At 66.8% G+C, this 19,480-nt stretch carries 16 protein-coding genes; 11 read left to right on the forward strand and 5 right to left on the reverse strand.

What is annotated here, in order from left to right; all coding sequences use genetic code 11:
- Positions 1-36: 36 nt before the first annotated feature.
- Positions 37-855 (reverse strand): M57 family metalloprotease, encoded by an 819-nt coding sequence (locus tag DY023_RS00560; RefSeq protein WP_116240401.1) that lies wholly within the window; start codon positions 853-855, stop codon positions 37-39.
- A 227-nt stretch (positions 856-1,082) separates the two neighbouring features.
- Here DY023_RS00560 and DY023_RS00565 point away from each other — a divergent pair, with 227 nt between their 5' ends.
- Together DY023_RS00565 and DY023_RS00570 are read left to right on the forward strand one after the other, a co-directional pair.
- The gene (locus tag DY023_RS00565; protein ID WP_116240402.1) at positions 1,083-2,327 is read left to right on the forward strand and encodes a sensor histidine kinase; all 1,245 of its coding nucleotides are present in this window, start codon (positions 1,083-1,085) and stop codon (positions 2,325-2,327) included.
- Positions 2,324-2,950: a response regulator gene (locus DY023_RS00570; protein ID WP_116240403.1), complete on the forward strand. Its 627-nt coding sequence runs from the start codon at positions 2,324-2,326 to the stop codon at positions 2,948-2,950. The genes DY023_RS00565 and DY023_RS00570 overlap by 4 nt, the downstream gene beginning before the upstream one ends.
- 188 nt (positions 2,951-3,138) lie before the next feature.
- Here DY023_RS00570 and DY023_RS00575 read toward each other — a convergent pair whose 3' ends face one another.
- The 3 genes from DY023_RS00575 to DY023_RS00585 all read right to left on the reverse strand — a co-directional run bounded on the left by DY023_RS00575 (position 3,139) and on the right by DY023_RS00585 (position 8,416).
- A complete protein-coding gene (locus tag DY023_RS00575) occupies positions 3,139-5,079 on the reverse strand; it encodes a glycoside hydrolase family 36 protein (protein ID WP_220347214.1) in 1,941 nt (646 codons plus the stop codon).
- Positions 5,080-5,291: 212 nt separating this feature from the next.
- Entirely contained in the window at positions 5,292-6,773 is a 1,482-nt protein-coding gene (locus tag DY023_RS00580; protein ID WP_116240405.1) for a GH1 family beta-glucosidase, read from the reverse strand.
- 26 nt (positions 6,774-6,799) lie between these two features.
- Positions 6,800-8,416, reverse strand: coding sequence for an FAD-dependent oxidoreductase (locus DY023_RS00585; protein ID WP_116240406.1), 1,617 nt, complete (start codon positions 8,414-8,416; stop codon positions 6,800-6,802).
- A 110-nt stretch (positions 8,417-8,526) separates the two neighbouring features.
- On the opposite strand from DY023_RS00585, the gene DY023_RS00590 reads away from it, so the two are divergent.
- The 8 genes from DY023_RS00590 to DY023_RS00625 all read left to right on the forward strand — a co-directional run bounded on the left by DY023_RS00590 (position 8,527) and on the right by DY023_RS00625 (position 17,436).
- Positions 8,527-9,567, forward strand: a complete 1,041-nt coding sequence (locus DY023_RS00590; protein ID WP_116240407.1) for a LacI family DNA-binding transcriptional regulator — start codon at positions 8,527-8,529, stop codon at positions 9,565-9,567.
- A gap of 167 nt (positions 9,568-9,734) precedes the next feature.
- Positions 9,735-11,036: an extracellular solute-binding protein gene (locus tag DY023_RS00595; RefSeq protein WP_147303232.1), complete on the forward strand. Its 1,302-nt coding sequence runs from the start codon at positions 9,735-9,737 to the stop codon at positions 11,034-11,036.
- On the forward strand, positions 11,033-11,965 hold the full coding sequence (locus tag DY023_RS00600) for a carbohydrate ABC transporter permease (RefSeq protein WP_116240409.1): 933 nt from the start codon (positions 11,033-11,035) through the stop codon (positions 11,963-11,965). Before DY023_RS00595 ends, DY023_RS00600 begins: the two co-directional genes overlap by 4 nt.
- Positions 11,955-12,917 carry a carbohydrate ABC transporter permease gene (locus DY023_RS00605; protein WP_116240410.1) on the forward strand — a complete coding sequence of 321 codons (963 nt, stop codon included), beginning with the start codon at positions 11,955-11,957 and terminating at the stop codon, positions 12,915-12,917. Before DY023_RS00600 ends, DY023_RS00605 begins: the two co-directional genes overlap by 11 nt.
- Before the next feature lie 48 nt (positions 12,918-12,965).
- Complete coding sequence (locus tag DY023_RS00610) at positions 12,966-15,236, forward strand: carbohydrate-binding protein (protein WP_116240411.1); 2,271 nt, start codon at positions 12,966-12,968, stop codon at positions 15,234-15,236.
- A complete protein-coding gene (locus DY023_RS00615; protein ID WP_116240412.1) occupies positions 15,236-16,294 on the forward strand; it encodes a hydroxyacid dehydrogenase in 1,059 nt (352 codons plus the stop codon). The genes DY023_RS00610 and DY023_RS00615 overlap by 1 nt, the downstream gene beginning before the upstream one ends.
- Entirely contained in the window at positions 16,291-17,112 is an 822-nt protein-coding gene (locus tag DY023_RS00620; RefSeq protein WP_116240413.1) for an SGNH/GDSL hydrolase family protein, read from the forward strand. The genes DY023_RS00615 and DY023_RS00620 overlap by 4 nt, the downstream gene beginning before the upstream one ends.
- Positions 17,113-17,244: 132 nt before the next feature.
- Positions 17,245-17,436, forward strand: a complete 192-nt coding sequence (locus DY023_RS00625) for a hypothetical protein (RefSeq protein ID WP_116240414.1) — start codon at positions 17,245-17,247, stop codon at positions 17,434-17,436.
- Between the two features lie 16 nt (positions 17,437-17,452).
- On the opposite strand, the gene DY023_RS00630 is transcribed toward DY023_RS00625, so the two are convergent.
- Positions 17,453-18,091, reverse strand: a complete 639-nt coding sequence (locus DY023_RS00630; RefSeq protein WP_116240415.1) for a GntR family transcriptional regulator — start codon at positions 18,089-18,091, stop codon at positions 17,453-17,455.
- 110 nt (positions 18,092-18,201) lie between these two features.
- Here DY023_RS00630 and DY023_RS00635 point away from each other — a divergent pair, with 110 nt between their 5' ends.
- Positions 18,202-19,479: an NRAMP family divalent metal transporter gene (locus tag DY023_RS00635; protein WP_116240416.1), complete on the forward strand. Its 1,278-nt coding sequence runs from the start codon at positions 18,202-18,204 to the stop codon at positions 19,477-19,479.
- Position 19,480 lies beyond the last annotated feature (1 nt).

The raw sequence follows: 19,480 nt of genomic DNA on the forward strand, positions 1-19,480 counted from the left end.
GGCCGCGTGCGCGGCCGGGCCCGGGGTCCTGATCGGTCAGTTGCCGTAGAGCGCGACGACCCCGGCACGGTCCGTGCTGGTCATCGACAGGTCGCCCGAGGTGCCGTTGCACTGCGGGTAGTGCATGATCGACGACGAGTCGTACGGGGTCAGCGGACGCCAGTTGCTGTCCTCGAAGCACGTGCCGGACTCGGGGCGGGTGTGCTCGTGCCGGAAGCCGAGGGTGTGCCCCAGCTCGTGGCCGATGATGTTGGTCGGCGTCCAGGCGCCGGAGCTCCAGATCGAGTCGTCGACGAGCACGTTCATCTGACGGTCGGGGGAGCTGGGGAAGAACGCCCGCGCGATGTACTGCGAGGTGTTCACCGGCTCGACCGAGAACAGCACGGACTTGTTGCGCGTGGTGCAGCTGCTGTCGGCACTGCTGACGTGGACGAAGTCGATCTTCGACGACGCCGACTCCCAGAGGGCGGCACCGCTCTGCATGGCCGCGACGACGTCGTCGTGGCGGGTGCCGAACTTCGTGCTCACGCAGTAGGTGAGGTTGCCCACCTGCGACGCGGACCACTTGTCGTCGGCGCCGTTCACCGTGTTGACGATCAGCCCGTCGGTGGGTGTATCGAGCCCGATGAGCCGGTCGTAGAACGCGCGCAGGTCCGTCTGGCTGGAGATCAGCTCGTCGCCGTTGACGACGTAGCCGCCGTCGACGTCCCGATACGTGGATGACGCGAACTCCTGGTAGCTGGGGGCGCCGGAGTCGACATCGGTCGGGGCCGCGACAGCGGCGGGGATACCGGCGCCGAGGCTGATCGCAGCAGCCGCGGTGGCGGCGAGCGCGAGTGTTCTGGTGAATCGCATGCACTGCTCCTTCTGGGGTGAGCGAATCGCCTCGCCGGAGCGGCGAGGAGACCTCGGCAGGAGGGCCGCGCATCCTCGCGGGGTCCTTCCGATGCCGAAGTGCGCCAAACGTAGCCGTGCGGTTTTAACGCTGTCAAGGGTTCCGCCGAAGGACGAGACGGATGCGTCCGACACCGGTAGCCGAACGGATGATGCCGCTCGCGGCGCGGCATCCGTAGGCTGTCGCCATGACAACGCCCGCAGCACCCGAGACCGACGGAGCGCGCGGCATCCTCGCGCCGGTCCGGTTCGGACCTGCGCTGCAGGTGGTGCTGATCGGCCTGATCATCGTCAGCGCCGTGCGCTACGTGCTGCGGCACGTGATCGGCGAGGCGGCCGACCAGGGGCCCTCCGGGTGGATCGTGCTCGCCGGCGCGGTGCTGCTCGCGGTCGTCGCCCTGCTGCAGCGGTTCGTGCCGCGCCGCGGCGCATGGCCGGCCGCGTGGACACTCGTGGTGTGCGTGCTGTGGGCGGTGCTCACGCTGATCGCGCCGTCGTTCGCCTGGTGCGCGGTGCCGCTGGCTTTCGCGGTGCTGCAGATCCTGCCGTTCTGGCCCGCCGCCGCGGTCGTGACCGGGATGACGGTGGTCGTGATCGCCGCGGAGCTGCGCATCGCGGCGCTGTTCGATCCGACGATCGTCGCCGGCCCCATCGGCATCGCCTTCGCGACGATCGTCGCCTACCGGGCGCTCGACCGTGAGGCCACCGCCAGGCAGCAGCTGCTCGACGAGCTGACCTCGACCCAGGCCGATCTGTCGGCCGCCCAGCACCGTGCGGGTGCCCTGACCGAGCGCGCCCGGCTGTCGCGCGAGATCCACGACTCGGTCGGGCAGGACCTGTCCAGCATCAACCTGCTGCTGCAGGCGGCCGAACAGGGCTGGGAGCGCCGTCCCGACGCCGCGCGCGATCAGGTGCGTGCGGCGGCCGATACCGCCCGGTCCGCCCTCGACGAGGTGCGGCGCGTGGTGCGCGACCTCGCGCCGACCGAGCTGGACGGCACCGCAGGGTCGCTGCGGGTCGCCGTGGAACGCGTCGTGACGGATGCGACTCAGCGGGGCCTCGCTGTCGAGTTCCGCAGTCATGGCGAAGCCGGCGACGTGCCGCTGCCGGTGGCATCCGCCATCATCCGCACCGTGCGAGGGGCGCTCGCGAACGTGGCCGAGCACGCGCGGGCGAGCCGCACGGTGGTGAGCCTGACCGCGCAGCCCGACGAGCTGCGCCTGGACATCCGCGACGACGGCGTGGGCTTCGACGCCCGTCCCGCGGCTCTGCGCGCCCGCACACAGCAGCGACGCAGCACCGGTCGCGGCCACGGCCTCCAGGGGATCGCCGAGCGCATCGCCGCGCTCGGCGGCACACTGGCGATCGAAAGTGCGCCGGGGGAGGGCACGACGCTGTCCGCGGTGTTCCCGGTGAGCGAGGGGGAGAGATGACACTGCGCCTGGTGCTGGTCGACGACCATCCGGTGGTGCGCGCCGGGCTGCGCGCGCTCGTCGAGTCGCAGGACGACCTGCGCGTGGTCGGCGAGGCCGGCGGCGCAGACCAGGCCGTCGAGGTCGTTCAGGCGGAGCATCCGGATGTCGTGCTGATGGACCTCAGCATGGGCGAAGGGCCCGGTGGCATCGAGGCCACGACCCGCCTGCGCGCGCTGCCCGAGCCGCCGGCGGTGCTCGTGCTGACCACCTACGACAGCGAGTCCGACATCCTGCGCGCGCTGGATGCCGGAGCGGGAGGCTACCTCTTGAAGGACTCCCCGCCGGATCAGTTGTTCGCCGGCATCCGCGCCGTGGCCGCCGGGCAGCCGGCGCTCGCGCCGTCGGTCGCGGCGGTGCTGATGCGCCGTGCCGCGTCGCCGGAGCCGCGGATGACCGAGCGCGAGGTCGAGGTGCTCGAGCTGCTCGCCGACGGGCTGGGCAACCGCGAGCTCGCGAAGGCGCTGTTCGTGTCGGAGGCGACGGTGAAGTCGCACCTCTCGCACATCTACACGAAGCTCGGGGTCGACACCCGCGCCGGCGCGGTCGCGGCGGCGATCGAGCAGCGCATCATCCGGCGCTGACCGCCGCCAACGGTGGACAAGCGCCTGTTCGCTACCGGTGGGACGCGCAGCGGCGAACCAGAGGAAGCGAACCCGGCACGGGCAAGAAGAACCCCTGGAAAGACGCCGGCGTCTGCTGACGTACCAGGTTGTGCGCGTGGGCGGATCCTCACCGGGGTCCGCCCACGGTTCGCCCGTGGTCCTCTCGGTCAGCAGCCGCGGATGAGTTCGACCACGACGCCTTCGAAGTCGACGAGGTCTTCGAAGCTCACCCCGTCTGAGGCGACGCTCACGTCACCGCCCGTCGAGCGAAGCACACCTGCGACGGACCATCCGCCTCCCTCAAGCGGAACTTCCGCACGGTTCGGTGCGTTCCTGAAGGAATGCAGCACGATGAGCGCGCGTCGGCCATCATCGCTGAGCCGGCGGACGGCTTGCCACCCTTCCGGCCGGCGCCATGAGTGACCTCGCTGACCGAACCGTCGGCTGGTACCCCGTTTGAGGATCGGGGTCGTCTTCCGATAGAGATGGATCGCTCGGCGCACGAGCGCCCATTGCTCCTCCCCGAGATCGGTGAGTGCTCCGGACAGGCATAGACGTCCCAGGAAACCGGCAGCGAGGCTGTAGGTGAGTCGATCTGGAGAGTCCTCCGCATGGATCACAGCCCACACCTGTGCCTGGCGCGGCAGAATGACTCGCTGCACTTCTGCCGCGATGATCGGGATCTCGACGACCTCGTGGGCATCTGAGCAGGACGTCATGGCAGTCCGCCCGACGAAGGACGGCTCCAGCCGATGCCCTCCGCTGGCGCAGTTCTCCACGACCAGATCCGGCATTCGATCCTGGATCCTTCGAAGCAGCCTATGACTCCCGAGGATCTGCTGTCGCAGGCCTTCTCCGAGTCCGTCCGCGTGGTCGCTGCCAAGGCCGATCGTCTCGTTGTAGTCGATCTTAAGGTAGCCGAACCCGGCGCCCTCGAGCAACTCGACGGCGGTGTCGACCAGATGATCGACGACCTCCGGTCGCGCGAGATTCCAGAACCGGCGTGAACCGACCGTCAGCGGAACGCCGTCGCGGTGGAGCAGCCGATCGACGCATTGGTATGCCATCGAGTCGGATCCCACGGTCTCCAGCTCGAACCAGAGCCCCGGGATGAGACCGCGTTCTCGAAGGGCGTCCGCGACTCCCTTCAATCCGGACGGGAACTGCTCGGTGTTGGGGATCCAGTCGCCGTGGGCACGCGCCCAGTCCTTCTCACCCTCGGGACGGAACCATCCCGCATCGATGACGAGATAGCGGACGCCCGATCCCACGAGGCGGTCTGCGAGAGCAACCAGGCTCTCGTGGCTCGGATTTCCCCAGCTCGAGCACCATTCGTTCACGACGATGGGAAGGTCGGCTTCTTCCCCCGGAGCGTCACCAGCGCTCCCGTCCTGCGCCTCGAGCAGTGCGTCGTGGAGCTCATCGACACCCCCGGACACCACGGCCACGATCGCGTCGGGAGAGGTCAGGGATTGACCAGGGGCGATCATCTTCGTCCAGTGCCCGAACTCCCGGTCAGCCAGGCCGCCGGCGAGTGCAACGTCGTCGCCCAGGCGTGCGACCTCGAGCTGCCAGCTGCCTCCCCAGGCGAGTTGCGCTCCCCAGGTGACGCCCGCGGCACGATCCTCGACGGCCACGAACGGCATCCAGCCACGCACAGGCATCGAACCGACCTGCCCGAACCGCTCGCTCATCCCCGCCACACCGAGCCAGGAGCGCTCGAGATGCAGGTCTTCCAGAGACTCGGAGACGAGTCGGCCCTCTGCACTCCATGCGCTGCGCATCCGGTGCAGGACAAGGCGCCCACTGGCGTCGTCTCGGGCGAACGGCGTGATCGCCGACAGGCAGAAGCTCGACAGGGCCTCGATGACCACCGGTTCTTCGGAAAGGTTCTCCACGGTGCAACGGAACACGAGCGCGCCGCCGGCGACCAGCTCGACCCTGTGCACGATCTGCAGACCGTCGGGGCTTCGCAGGACGGTGGAGACGGCGTCAAGCGAGGCTGTCTGCTCGAGCAGCGTGAACCGGCTCCCCGCGGGTGCCCAGCGCGTCGAGCGCCCCTGCGTGAACATCCCGGAAGCCGAATCCCCGCGAAGCTGCAGGGTCACCAGAGGATCGATCCTTCCGGCGGGCAGTTCCCCGCCGAATGGCAGAGCGTCCACTGCAGGCACATCGTCGATCCTCGATCGGCGGGGACGCCGGTCCCTGCTCCTCGCGGCAGGGACGATCTCCAGCCCGACGATCCCGCTCTGGCGGACGTACCGAAGTTCGGTGGGGCCCAGAGCATGCGCCAGAATCTCTTCCCGGTCCTCCACGACGCTCATTCCGCAGCCGGTTGCACGCGCAGCACGTCCTCCCCTTCCACCGGCGGGAGTGCTGCGGTGCGGCAGAGCTCGGAGTACCAGTACGCGCTCCTCTTCGGCGTTCGCACGAGTGTCTCGTAGTCCACATGGACCAGGCCGAAGCGCCGCTCGTAACCATGGGCCCACTCGAAGTTGTCCAGCAGCGACCAGGCGAAGTACCCGCGGATGTCGATGCCATCCTCGATGCCGCGATTCACCGCAGCGAGGTGCCTGTGAAGGTAGTCGACCCGCTCAGGGTCATCGACACATCCGTCGATGACACGGTCGTCCCTCGCCGCGCCGTTCTCGGTGATCGCCAACGGAGTGCCCGGATATCGCGTGCTGAGCGTCCGCAACAGCTCATCCAGCCCATCGGGCGCGATATTCCATCCCATCTGGGTATACGGTCCGGCCTGCGGGAGGAACTCCACATCCTCCGCCCCCACCCAGGGCGAGGCGCCCGGCTTGTGCCCGTCTTCCCCGAGCCGCGGCGAATGGCCGTCCCACATCCGAACGGAAAGCGTCGAGTAGTAGTTCACCCCGAGGAAGTCCAAGGGCTGGTGGATCGTCCCCAGATCACCGTCCTCGATGAAGCCCCAGTCAGTCACATGCGATGTGATGTCGAACAGTCGCTCCGGATACTGCCCGAGCAGGATCGGGTCGGCGAACGACCGGTTCGACATGACGTCGATACGCTCGACCGCCTCGCTTCCGGTCGGGCCCGAACCGCGAGCGCACTGGAAGTTGAGGGTCACGGACACCTCCCCGCCGGGCGCAATGGCAGAGCGAAGCTCCCGAGCGGCGCGTCCGTGCGCGAGGTTCAGATGGTGAAGCGCCTCCAGCGCCGCCAGCGGCTCGGTGATTCCGGGCGCCATCACCCCGGACGCGTGACCGAGATATGCGGCACACCAGGGTTCGTTGAGCGTGGTCCACTGGCGCACCCGGTCACCGAAATGGCGCCCCATGAACCCCGCATACTCCGCGAATCGTTCCGCTGTCTCGCGGTTCCGCCATCCGCCCCGTTCCTGGAGCGCCTGCGGCAGATCCCAGTGATACAGCGTCAGGTAGGGCACGATACCTCGCGCCAGGAGACCGTCCACGAGCCGGTCGTAGAAGTCGACCCCCGCTGCGTTGACCGGTCCGCGACCGTCGGGAAAGATGCGGGACCAGGAGGTGGAGAACCGGTACGCGGGAATGTCCAGAGCCGAGAGCAGATCGAGATCCTCGTCGAGGCGGTGGTAGTGATCCGCGGCGACGTCGCCGGTGTCCCCGTTGAGGATGCGGCCCGGCTGATGGGAGTACACATCCCAGATCGACGCTCCCCGGCCGTCCTCCGCGGCCGCTCCCTCGATCTGGTAGGCCGCTGTTGCCGCACCGAAGACGAAAGACGCGGGGAACGCGACGTTCTGATCACGGTAGTCAGCGCTGCGCTGTGCGCGCGCCAAGCGGAGATCGTGCATTGGTTCCTCTTTCCAGACGTGAAGACTCAGGCCAGCAGGGAGCGGTTCCAGCGCAGCTGTGCGCCACCGCGGGTCAGATCGTCCTGAAGGTCATCCAGGCGCCCCTCGTCGTCCAAGACCGCATGGGGTTCGCTTCGCTCACGAAGGCAGAAAGCTGCGAGCGCACCGGCCGCCTCGCCGATGCTCCATTCGACCGGATGCAGCCGGTAGCAGCCGTTCGTGATCTGAGTGGTGCCGATGTTCTTGCAGGCCGGGATGAGGTTCCTGACTCGCTGCGGGACAAGAGCGCCGAGTGGGATCTCGAACGGCTGCGGGAGACTCCCCGGATAGCTGTGGCCGCCTGTGGTCGGGTGGCGGTCGATCCAGAAATAGTGGCCGGTGCCGACCGTATCCCGATACTGCACGGCACCCTCGGGCCGGTAGGTGAGCGAAACCTCCTGCTCAAGGATCGTCTTGCGCGCGCGAATGCGACGTGATTCTCGGACATAGGGCATCATCGCGAACCCATCCGCGGTCCCTGCGACGTCCGGACGCAGCCGCAATCCAGGCCAGCCGGTGCCGCCATCGGGGCGTGCTGCTTCGGTCTGCAGCCAGTAGAGCGTCGCGGCACTCAGGTCCTTTGCGCCCTGCCAGTGCTGCTGCGCATCCGGCACACCGAACAGCGGGCCGTCCGTGTAGTCGTTCTGCAGCCAGTTCACTACGACGATGTCACTGGCGAAGAAGCCCGGCGTGAACTGTCGACGCGCGGTGACCCGACGATAGTTCCAGAGTTCGGGTGCTGCGCCCATATGGTGATGATCGAGGTCGATCGCGGACGGATCATCATCCATGTCAGGGTGGAATCCGTAGGTCACGGTTGGCGCTCCCGCGGCGTCGACCGCGGTGACGAAACTGAGCTGGCGGCGCGGGGTCGTGGCATGCGATGGAATTGCATCGCGGTACCGCTCGTAGTTCGCCGGGCGGTCGATCGTGTGGTCTTCGCCCGCTCGGTGATCCATCACGAAGCACCACGTCGCGCCCTGCATGTCGGTGGGATCCGCTGTCTCGGCCGCTCCCGGTTCGCCGGTCTCAGCCTGGGACTCGCGCCCGCTGGTGAACTCGACGCCGCCCAGTTCCAACAGCTCGCCGAGTTCGGTCGCGTCGAGGACGTACGTGCCGGTCAGCGTGGTTCGCTCGGCTGTGCCGATCCCCTCCACCACAACGGCGCGCACGATGTCTCCGTCACTCTCCACTGCGACCGGCCGAGTGCGGCGGAGGATCTGGAGCCGCCCGCTTGCCTCATAGGGAAGCAGCATCGACTCGATCACCGAGAGTGCCACTCTTGGTTCGACGGAGACCGGGCTGACCCAGGCAGCGCCCGGGTTCAGGTGCGCGTCGGCTCTCGCCGCGGGTGTCAGCGGATACCAGCGACGATAGTGATCGCGCAGAGCCTCGCGGAAGTCGCGATAACTCTGGTTCGCCCCGGTGCGCTCGATGTAGATGTGTTCGTCGGTCGGCACGAGCTGGCTGGTCAGCTGGCCGCCGAGCCAGGCGGTCTGCTCCGTCAGAATGACGCTGTACCCGCGACGGAGCACCGCCAGTGCCGCAGAGACTCCGCCGAAGCCCCCTCCGATGACCAGCACATCCGCATTCGTGTCAAGCATGGGTCTCCATTGGCGCAAGTTTTTCGAAAAGTTATCGGCAACGTTCGCAGAACCTGGGGCATAATGCAAGTCAGTGCGGAACAAGATCTTCTCCACACAGTAAGGACGTCATGAAGAGTCAGGCCGGCCCGTTGAGTCCCGTCGAGCCACAGCGGAGGCCCTCCCTGGCCGATATCGCGGAGCAGACGGGCGTATCGATATCAACGGTCTCCAAAGTGGTGAACGGGAAGTCCGATGTCTCTGAGGCGACCCGCCGGAGAGTTGAACAGGCGCTCCGCAACCGCCAGTACGTGCCGCCTCGCGACCGACGAGGCGACAGTCGCCTGTCCATCGCCGTGCTCGCGCGCAGTATGACCTCGCCATACACGCTGGAGATCCTCCGCGGTGCCGCAACCGCGGCCGAGTCTGCCGATGCAGATCTGGTGCTCTCGCTGTACCACGATGACAGCGACGACCGATCCTGGATCGAGTCGATGGTTCGTGGCGGCCGCGACGCCGTGATCGCTGTCACATCGATGCTCGACGGCGAGGAGATCGATCGGTTGAACGAAGTCGGACTCCCGCTGGTGATCGTCGACCCGTTCAACGATCCGCAGCCGGACACCGTGAGCGTCGGCAGCACGAACTGGAACGGTGGACTCGCCGGGACGGAGCACCTGCTTGCCCTGGGGCACAGTCGGATCGGCCTGCTCATCGGCGTCCGTCACGCGCTGGCGTCACGCGCGCGCGAGCACGGTTATGTCGCGGCGCTGACCGCGGCCGGCATCGCCGTGGACCCGGGCCTGATCCTGCCCGGGGAGTACACCTTCGAATCCGGAGTCGAGAGGGCGCTGGAGTTGCTGGCGCTGCCTGAGCCGCCTACTGCGATCTTCGCCGCGAGCGACCATCAGGCGCTCGGCGTCATCGAGGCGGCCAGGCGGCGCGCCGTCCGTGTTCCTGAGGACCTCAGCGTGGTCGGGTTCGATGATCTCCCGATCGCGCTGTCCGCATCCCCGCCGCTCACGACCGTGCGCCAGCCTCTCTCCGAGATGGGAGCACTTGCCATGCGCACGGCTATCGCGATGACCGAAGGCGAGGAACCTGCGACGCACCATACGGAACTCGCCACGTCTCTCGTCGTCCGGGCGTCCTCACGGAGCACGTCAGACTGACGATTCGAAATATTTGTCGCAAATTTGGCTTGCGATTATCGGGAACATCGGTACAGTGGATTTCGGAGCGCCGTGATCCTTCCGGAACAGGATGTTTCGAGCGATCAGGCTGCTCCGCTCGTCAGGCCCCCGCCTGCGAGGGATGACAGTACAAAGGAGCACTGATCGTGAACAAGAGCCCTCGTGGCATGCGATACGCGGCCGCGGCCGCCATCGCCTGCGGCGCGCTGACGATGTCAGCCTGCGCCGGCGGCACAGATCCCGCGGCCGACGGCCCCGTCGACCTCGTGATGGCGGTGTGGACGACGAACGAAGCGCATCTCGCCCTCTTCGATGAGATCGCCGACGCATACGTCGCCGATCACGGTGACGAAGTCTCGTCGATCACCTTCCAGCCCCTCGCCGGAAACTACCTGACCACCCTCACCACGCAGATAGCCGGCGGAAGCACCCCCGATCTGGCCTGGGTCGCCGAGGCCAACGCCACTGAGTTCGTCAAGAACGGTGTGCTGCTCGATGTCGCCGACTACTTCAAGGAGTCGAAGGACTTCGACCTCGACGATGTTGTGCCGAGCTCGCTGGAACTCTGGAGCGACGACGGTGGAATCTACGCCTACCCCTTCTCCACCAGCCCGTTCGGCGTGTTCGTCAACCGCGACCTCGTCGCGGCCGCCGGACAGCCGCAGCCGGCTGACCTCCTCGCCGAGAACAAATGGACTTGGGACGCCGCGGCAGAGATCGCCGCTGCCACGGCCGCAGCCACGCCCGGCACCGGCCCGATCGTCATCGGCACTGCCCCGGACAAGCAGTGGGACGGTCTGACGACGGTCTGGGCCGGCTGGGGCGCGGCCCCCTGGGATGCGGCCGGCACGACCTGCACCTTCGACTCCAAGGAGATGACGGATGCGGTCAGCTGGTATCACGACCAGATCTACTCCGCATCGGCGTTCGCCAAGCCGGGCGAGACCTTCTCCTTCGGCTCGGGTGGCTCTGCGATGCTCATCGCTCAGATGAGTTCGTCGGGTGGGATCGATGAATCCATGCAGTGGGACTTCCTCCCACTGCCCGCCGGTCCGGCAGGACAGACCGACGTCGTCGGCCAGGCGGCCATCGGCGTGATCGCGAAGAGTGCGCACCCGGAAGCAGCCGCGAACTTCCTCACTTACTTCACCGATGCCCAGAACGCTGCAAAGCTCGCACAGTTCTTCCCCGCTCCGCGCACCTCGCTGTTGACGGTCGATACCTTGCAGCAAGCGGCGCCGGCGTTGTCCCCCGAGCAGATCCAGCAGACCGTGATCGATGCGATCCCTGACGCGATCACGAAGGCCAACTCGAGCATCTACAGCCAGGTGAGCCCAGTGATCCAGACCAACTTCGACTCGCTCTGGACCCCGGATGCCGATGCTGCTCAGGTGCTCGGCGATGTATGCACGGCAATCCAGCCGGCACTGGAGAAGAGCGCGGGATGACGTCCGTGAAAGCGCCCGGCGTCGGGCGAGCAGCCCGCGCCGGGCGCCTTCTTCCCGACGCGAGGGCGGATCGCGTTCTCGGGCTCGCCTTCGTCGCTCCTCAGGTGCTGGGCATCATTCTGCTGGGGATCATCCCCTTCGGTTTCGTGATCTGGTACAGCTTCCACGACTGGAACGTCTTCCTCGGCTCGTTCGACTTCATCGGCCTGGACAACTACGTCCGCATGTTCACGGACAAGACGGTGGCCCAGTCGCTTCAGGCGACCGGCATCTTCGCCCTGGGGTTGGTCATGACGAACGTCGCGGTCGCACTGGCGCTGGCGTCTCTCCTGAACCAGGGACTGCGTGGGACCGTGGCGTTCCGATCGTTCTTCTTCTCGCCGGTGGTGGTTTCCATCGTCGCGTGGGTCATCATCTGGAACTTCCTGCTCGCGTCGAACGGCGGCATCAACGGTGCGCTCGCCATGTTCGGAATACAGGGACCCAACTGGCTCGCCGAGCCAGGCTGGGCCATGGTCTCCCTCATCGTCGTCCAGGTGTCCAAGGGCGTCGGAATGAACATGATCCTGTTCCTGGCGGCACTGCAGGGGGTTCCGTCGGAGCTGAAGGAGAGCGCCCGCCTCGACGGTGCGAGCCCGTGGCGGACCTACCGTTCGATCACGCTGCCATTGATCAGCCCGACCATTCTCATGGTCCTGATCATCACGACGATCTCCGCCTTCGACGTGTTCGCACCGGTCCAGCTCCTCACCGGTGGCGGGCCCGGAAACTCCACGCTGGTGTTCTCGTACTACATCTACCAGACCGCTTTCGGCCAGCAGCAGTTCGGCTACGGCGCGACGCTGGGTGTGCTTCTCTTCGTGATCACGCTCGCTATCACCGCGCTGCAGTGGAAGGTGCGCAAGACATGGGTACAGGATGAGGTCTGACGTGCTCGACACTGCCACAGACGCAGTTCCCGTCATCGCGGAGGCGCGGCCCCGCACGCGATCGCAGCCGCGACAGCCCCGACAGGCGCGCCCGCAGCGGGACTCGCAGAGCGCACGGCGCCGACGGATCATCAGCAGGGTCATCCTTTACGGCCTGCTCGTCGTGCTGGCCATTCCCTTCCTCTACCCGACGCTGTGGATGGTCTTCTCCTCCTTCAAACCGACCAGCGAGATCTTCGCGATTCCGCCGACGCTGTTGCCGCAGACGTGGACCCTGGACGGCTGGTCCAAAGTGTTCACCGCGAATCCATTCGCGCGTCAGTACGCGAATTCGCTGGGGCTGGCCGCGATCATCACCGCAGGCACCGTGCTGGTGTCCGCGCTCGCCGGCTATGCGTTCGCGCGAATGAAGTTCCCGCTCGCCGGGCCACTGTTCATCCTGACGCTCGCCGGAATCATGGTGCCCGCGGATGTGACCATCATTCCGATCTTCCAGGTGGTGAACTCCTGGGGCCTGGTCGACACCTACTGGCCGTTGGTCATCCTGCCGATCTTCGGCCCCGGCGCCGTGGTCTCGACGTTCATCTTCCGACAGTTCTTCCTCGGCCTCCCCTTCGAACTCGAAGAGGCGGCCCGGTTGGACGGGTTGGGGCGGGTGGGGATCTTCGCCCGGGTGGCGATGCCGTTGGCCGGTCCGGCGATCGCCACGGTCACGATCATGACGTTCTTGAAGAGCTTCAACATGTACTTCGAGCCGCTCATCTTCCTCCGCTCGGCCGAACTGTTCCCGATCGGCCTGGGCTTGACCCGGTACCAGGACGGCTACGGCGAACCGCTGTGGACGACGCAGCTGGGCGCCACCACTCTGAGCGTCATCCCCGTGCTGATCGTGTTCTTCTTCGCGCAGAAGCAGTTCGTCGAAGGACTCACCCGGTCTGGTCTCAAGGGCTGACCGGATCCAGCAACATCCATCTCGCAAGTCACGACAAAGGAGTCATCGATGACCGATCCGTCCCCCTCTGCCGAAGCTCCGCTGCTTCAGCCGATCTCACGCCGTACTCTCCTGCTCGCCGGCCTCGGCGCGGCAGCGGTCACCGCACTGGGCGTCTTCGAACGCTCGCCTGCTGCGTCAGCAAGTGCCGGGACGGTGCTCCCGCTCGTCGCTCCACTGCCAGCAGCACCCGACCGGACCCTGTTCGCTCCCCAGGAGCAGGTGCTCGCCGCCTACCTGATGATCGTCGCGCCGATGGCGAACGACATCGTCGACGACGACCCGGACCGATTCGGGTTCATGGGCGGAGGCTGGTGGCGCACCCCGAGCGAGCCATTCAACGCGCGGGTGCAGGAGCACGTAGCCACGCTCAGCTGGTTCTACGCGAACGAGCGCTCGTGGAACCCCTACTACCTCGACGGCGCTCTGCTCGGTCGGCTAGACGCCGCCATCGGGCACTATCTGCGCATCCAGCACCCCAACGGTTCGTTTCCCGAGTACACGACGACAGAATTCTCCCGTGCGGCGACCGCGTTCGGCATGGTGGCGTTGTCCGAAGCTCTCGCGAACCTCCGAGCCACGAATGCACTGCCCGAGCGTCAGGTCGAGCTGGAGGCATCGTTGCGCCGTGCGGCCGTCTGGTTCATGGATCTGACCAACGGCCATTGGAAGATCCCCCTCCCGTTCGTGAATCAGACGGTGGGCGGGCTCGCCGGCATCGCGCGAGCGGCACGCGTTCTGGACGACGCGGATCTGGCGGCCGATCTGAGCGATCGGATCGACTTCATCGCCGAGCACGGGCAGGCGCCAGCCGGGTTCTTCCACGAGCCGTTCGGCTTCGACTTCGGGTACAACTTCTTCGTCATGCTCCCCGACCTCGCCGACCTGCACGCCATCACGGGCAATCCCGTGGTCCTCGACATGGCCCAGAAGTGGACGGACTTCGCTCGACACGCCGTGGTGCGCGAGCCGGACGTGTCCGGCTACATCGCGCACTCCGCCGCGTGCTCGCGGACGGCGGACTGGAACTTCCTGACGAACTTCGCAGACGATGCCGACCGCGGCGCGCTGAGCGCGGCGCTCGCCCCCGATGCCCCGGAGCTCGCGGCCTTCCTCACGACTCTCGAGGAGAAGCTCGCGTCGCGGGGTGCGTGGGCCGCAACACCGGATCCCGTTGTCGCCCGTGCCAAACAGGGGACTTCGCCGCGGCTCTGGATGCACGTCATCGAGCGACCCGATGTGCCGTCGGATGCCGACCGCGCTGCGTCCGAGGCATCGCTGCCATACATCATGTCCGAGAGGTTCACCGAGCGACGGGTGGGCACACTGGCCCAGGACTATGTCTTCGCCCGGCGCCCTGCGTACTACCTCTCTTCGTTCTTCGGCACGCGCTCCCAACCGATGAACCGAATGGGGCCGGGCCTGCTCTGGCACCCGCAGATGGGCACGGTCCTTGCAGCGACGAACACATCGGTCGGTGCGGCCTCGTGGGGGTTCGCCGACACCGCTGGAACCGAATCGGCCATGTCCGACATGGCGGTCGTGTATCGCCGCGGCAGCAGCGGTTCCGGCGCGGTGATCGTCCCGGATGCCCTCGACGCGGAGACGGGCGTCATCACCTTCGACGCGACCAGCTCTGCGAGCGGCGTCAGGACCCTGACCACGCTGCGAGACACAGGGGCGACGCTGCGTACGGAATCCGCCGTCACAGGTACGTTCCGGCTGCCTCTCGTACTACGCGCGACAGACGAGGTCATCTACTCGGATGGTGCGACGGGACAGTTCAACGCAACGAGCGCCGCGGAGGCGACGTGGCTCAGCGTGCAACGCAACGGAGTACGCATGCAGATCTCCTGGGGCATCGAGTCTGCGGTGACGCTCTCCGCTACTCCGATGAGCATGCTGGGCGGCACCCGGCGCGTTCACCAGCTGTCCATCCCGGTGGGTGTCAGCGCCCAGATCGAGATCGAGTTCGCGGCCCCATGGTCGTCGACCAGCACGTACACCACGGGGGACAGAGTGAGCTTCGACGGCAGCTTCTGGGTCGCCCAGTGGTGGACGAGAGATCTCCGGCCAGGGGACCCCACAGGACCCTGGTCGCAGCTGGGCCGCGAACTCGAAACAGCTGACGGCCCGGTACGGACCTGGACTGCGAGCTGGATCTATGGGGGTGGCGAGAAGGTGCTCCACAATGGCGTGATCTATCTCGCCCGCTGGTGGTCACGCAACCAGGCCCCGGACGGCACCGGAGGCGCATGGCAAAGGGTCGGTGAGATCTGATGGCGGAGGCCGGCCGGGACGACAGGCGCGGAAACGCGTTGTGGGGCAGCTCCCGTGCCGGCAGCGACAGAAAGGACGCTGTCGTGCGGCCGCGGGCGGTTCTGTACGCAAGTGACGAGGATGCCGACGGGGCATTCTCGCCGGACCTGCTGGAGAGAATGACGGAGCTCGTCGACTGGATCCACATCCGTCCCGGCGAAGCTCCGAGCCGCACCGACCACACCTTTCTGCTGACAGGCTGGGGTGCTGGCAGAATCCCGGCGGAGCTGATCATGCCTGGAGTCTCGGCGGTCTTCCATATCGGAGGCAGCCTTCACGGCCTCATCCCGGAGGACGCCTGGCATCCCGACCTGATCGCGGTCTCTGCGAGGAGGGCCAACGCCGTTTCCGTCGCCGAGTACGCCCTCGCGTGCGTGATCATGGCAGCGAAGCGCGCTACCCTGTTCGCGCATCGGCTCCGCACGGGGGACGACTATTGGAGTACTGCGGTTCGACCCACCACCGGACTTTACGGCTCCCGGATCGGCATCGTCGGGCTATCCGCGACGGCTCGGCATCTGCTGACCTTGCTGCAGCATCTCGACGTGAGTATCTCCGTGTACGATCCGACGCTCAGCGAGGGAGAGATCGCGACCGCCGGCGCCGAACCTCGAGATCTCGACGAGCTCATTCGCTGGTGCGACATCCTGTCGCTGCATGCGCCATCTGTCCCTGTCACACGAGGGATGATCGATGCCCGTCGCCTCGCAGCGCTTCACGACGGCGGAACCGTGATCAACACCGCGAGAGGGGACTTGATCGACACCGAGGCGCTGGCCGCGGAGTGCGCCAGCGGGCGCCTCTTCGCCTATCTCGATGTGACCGAACCGGAGCCCCTTCCCTCGGACAGCGCGCTGCTCACGATGGAGAGTTGCTTCGTCACCCCTCACATCGCGGGCGCTATGGGGCGTGATGTCCACCGGCTGACCACATTCATCCTTGAAGAACTGAACAGGGTGATCGCCACGGGCTCGACGCCATATGCCACGAGCCGCGACGAGCAAAGGCTCCTCGCATGATCGCCGCCTCCGCCGAGAACGCACCAGGATCCCGTCGACCGACGATCGTCCGGTGGGGCGACTCGCTCACGCAGCAGGGAGACGACGCTCGGCTGAGCGCACTGACTCGCGCTGCCGTGCTGAACGCTGGCGTGGGTGGCGAGACTTCGACGACAGTCGCCGCGCGCATGGGAGCCATTCCGGTCACGGCTCACGTCTCGGCGGGGTCCCGACCCGGTGAACATCTTCTCTCGTTCATCTCGCCCGCAGACTTTCGCCCGCTGCTGCAAGGGAGCGGCACTGCGAACAGCCTTCTGGCTGGCTGGCTGGACGGCGTGCCCGGGGTGGTCTTCCCTCGCGAAGACGTCGCGGGGGATCATGTCTTCGTTGCAGACGACGAATCACGAACACCTCGCGCCGGGCGCGCCGCGTTCATTCCAGATGTGCACGATGCCTATCTCTCGGGCATCGGAGTCCTATGGGTCGGCAGGAACAACTTCAGTGACATGCGCACAGTGATCGAGGACCTCGGCGCCATGGTCGCGAGGTTGACGACAGATCGCTTCCTCGTTCTTACAGTCCTCCACGGCGAGGGAGATCATCCGTTGTCAACGACGGGGCGAGCCATCACCACTCTCAACGCTGCCATCTCGGCAACCTGGACAGATCATGTGCTGGATGTGGACGAGGAACTGCGACGGGTCTACGCGGTTCAGGAGGAGGAGGCCTGGGTGGTTCCAGCGCGCATCCGGAAGGATGCTGTGCATCTGACCGCCGAGGGCCAGTCCGCAGTCTCGGAGCTCATTGCGGCTGCCTGCCGTCAGCGGGGCTGGGTGTAGCTGCCTAGCTATCGTGGGCGCTTCGGCCCGGCACTGCGGATCCCCATCCCGCATGGCGAAGGCGCCCATGGTGGCGGCGATGCACAGCTGCTCCGCGATCTGTTCGCGGGCGGCGCTGATCCGGCGGGCCGGGTGGCATCCTGGGCCGACGGTGTCAGGTCGATGGCGGTCGGGCTTGCCGGCAACCGTTCGCTCGCGACCGGTCAAGCGGTCGCCGTCGTCGACCTCGATCTCAGGGAGGGAGCGACGGCACTCGAGGGAGCGACGGCACTCGAGGAAGCGACGGCACTCGAGGAAGCGACGACGCGAGTCGCCCGGATCTAGCGCGGCACGTCGCCGTTCAGATGCGGCCCATGCGGGCGAATGCGCCCAGTACAGTGCGCTCCGAGCGGATCAGATACTTCTCCAGCTCGTCGGCCGCGGCATCGGGTCCGTGCTGCAGGAACGCGTCGAGCACCGCGCGGTTCTTCCGCACGAACGGTTCATGCAGGGCGCGCGGATCGTCGATCTCGAGGAACGCCAGGCGCAGCTCGGCGGCCACGTCGCGGTAGGTTCGGGCCAGGCGCGGACTGTCGGCGAGGGCGACGATCGCGTCGTGGAACGCCATGTTCGCGCTGCCGATCAGGCGCCAGTCGGTGCCGGTCAGGTGAGTCTCGGCCTCGTCCACGGCCGCGCGCATCAGTTCGACGGCCGGATGCTCGGGCTCGGCCTGCCGCAGGGCGGCGCACTCGATCACGCGGCGGGCTCGGTAGATGTCGACCACGTCGGCCATCGAGGGCGACGCCACGGAGACGCCGCGGTGGGGCACGTGTTCGATGAGCCCCTGCTCGGCGAGTACCCGGAAGGCCTCGCGCAGCGTGTTCCGCGACACATCGAGGCGCTCGGCGAGTGCAGCCTCGGACAGCCGGGAGCCTGGAGCGAAGTCGCCGTCGATGATGCTCTGCCGCAGTACATCGGCGAGCGGAGCCGCGTTGGTCATGGATCCAGCGTATGCGTCAGTCGGTGAGAAATATTGTTCAACAATCAATCTCTGCTTGCCCTACAATCATGAGAATCCCCTACCCGCCCACCAAAGACGATGGGATCCCCATGTCCGACTCCTCCCGCACTCCCGCGAGCACCGAAGACGCTCCACGCCTGGCCGCGACCAAGAAGCGCGTCGGCCGCAGCGCCGTGATCGGCGCGATCTTCCTGATGGCCACCAGCGCCATCGGCCCCGGATTCATCACCCAGACCGCCACCTTCACCGCCACCCTCGGCGCTTCCTTCGCCTTCGCGATCCTCGTCTCGGTGATCATCGACATCGCCGTGCAGCTGAACGTGTGGCGCATGATCACCTCCTCCGGCAAGCGCGCCGGCGAGCTCGCGAACAGCGCCATCCCGTTCTCCGGTCACGTGATCGCCGTGCTGGTGATCATCGGCGGCCTGGCGTTCAACATCGGAAACATCGCCGGCGGCGGGCTCGGTCTGAACGCCCTGCTCGGCATCGACCCGAAGCTCGGCGGCCTGGTCACCGCGGCGATCGCCATCACGATCTTCCTCATCAAGAAGGCCGGCAAGGTGATGGACGTCGTGCTCGTCATCCTCGGCGTCGGCATGATCGTGATGACCGTCATCGTCGCATTCATCTCGCAGCCGCCGGTCGGCGATGCGCTGCGCCAGACGTTCCTGCCCGACACCATCAACTTCGCGACGATCACCACGATCGTCGGTGGTACCGTCGGCGGGTACATCACCTACTCCGGCGCACACCGGTACCTCGATTCCGGCAACACCGGTCCCGAGCACGCAGGCCCCGTCATGCGGGCCGCCTCGAACGGCATCTTCGTCACCGGCATCATGCGGTACGTGCTCTTCCTCGCGATCCTCGGCGTCGTGGCATCCGGCGTCACGCTCGATCTGACCACCCAGGCGGCCAACCCCGCCGGACAGGCCTTCGGCGCCGTGCTCGGCGATGCCGGCATGCGCATCTTCGGTGCGATCTTCTGGGCCGCCGCGATCAGTTCGGTGATCGGCGCCGCCTACACGTCGGCGACGTTCCTCTCCACGTTCCACAAGCGGTTCCTCGGCGGCTGGTCGCTGCAGTGGGCGACCGTGGTGTTCATCGTCGTGTCGCTGATCGTGTACCTCTCGATCGGCACCGCTCCCGCCGCGATCCTCGTGTTCGTGGGAGGCTTCAACGGACTGATCCTGCCGATCGGTCTCACGGTGTTCATGTACATCGGATGGTTCCGCGCCGACCTGCTCGGCGTGAAGCGGTACCCGCGCTGGCTGCTCATCGCCGGCACCCTGGTCACCGCCCTCACCTGGTACATGGGCGCGGTCTCGATCGGCCCGATCTTCGCCTTCCTCGGGATAGGAGCATAGG

This window comes from Microbacterium bovistercoris, assembly GCF_003387575.1.
Taxonomy (GTDB): Bacteria; Actinomycetota; Actinomycetes; order Actinomycetales; family Microbacteriaceae; genus Microbacterium; species Microbacterium bovistercoris.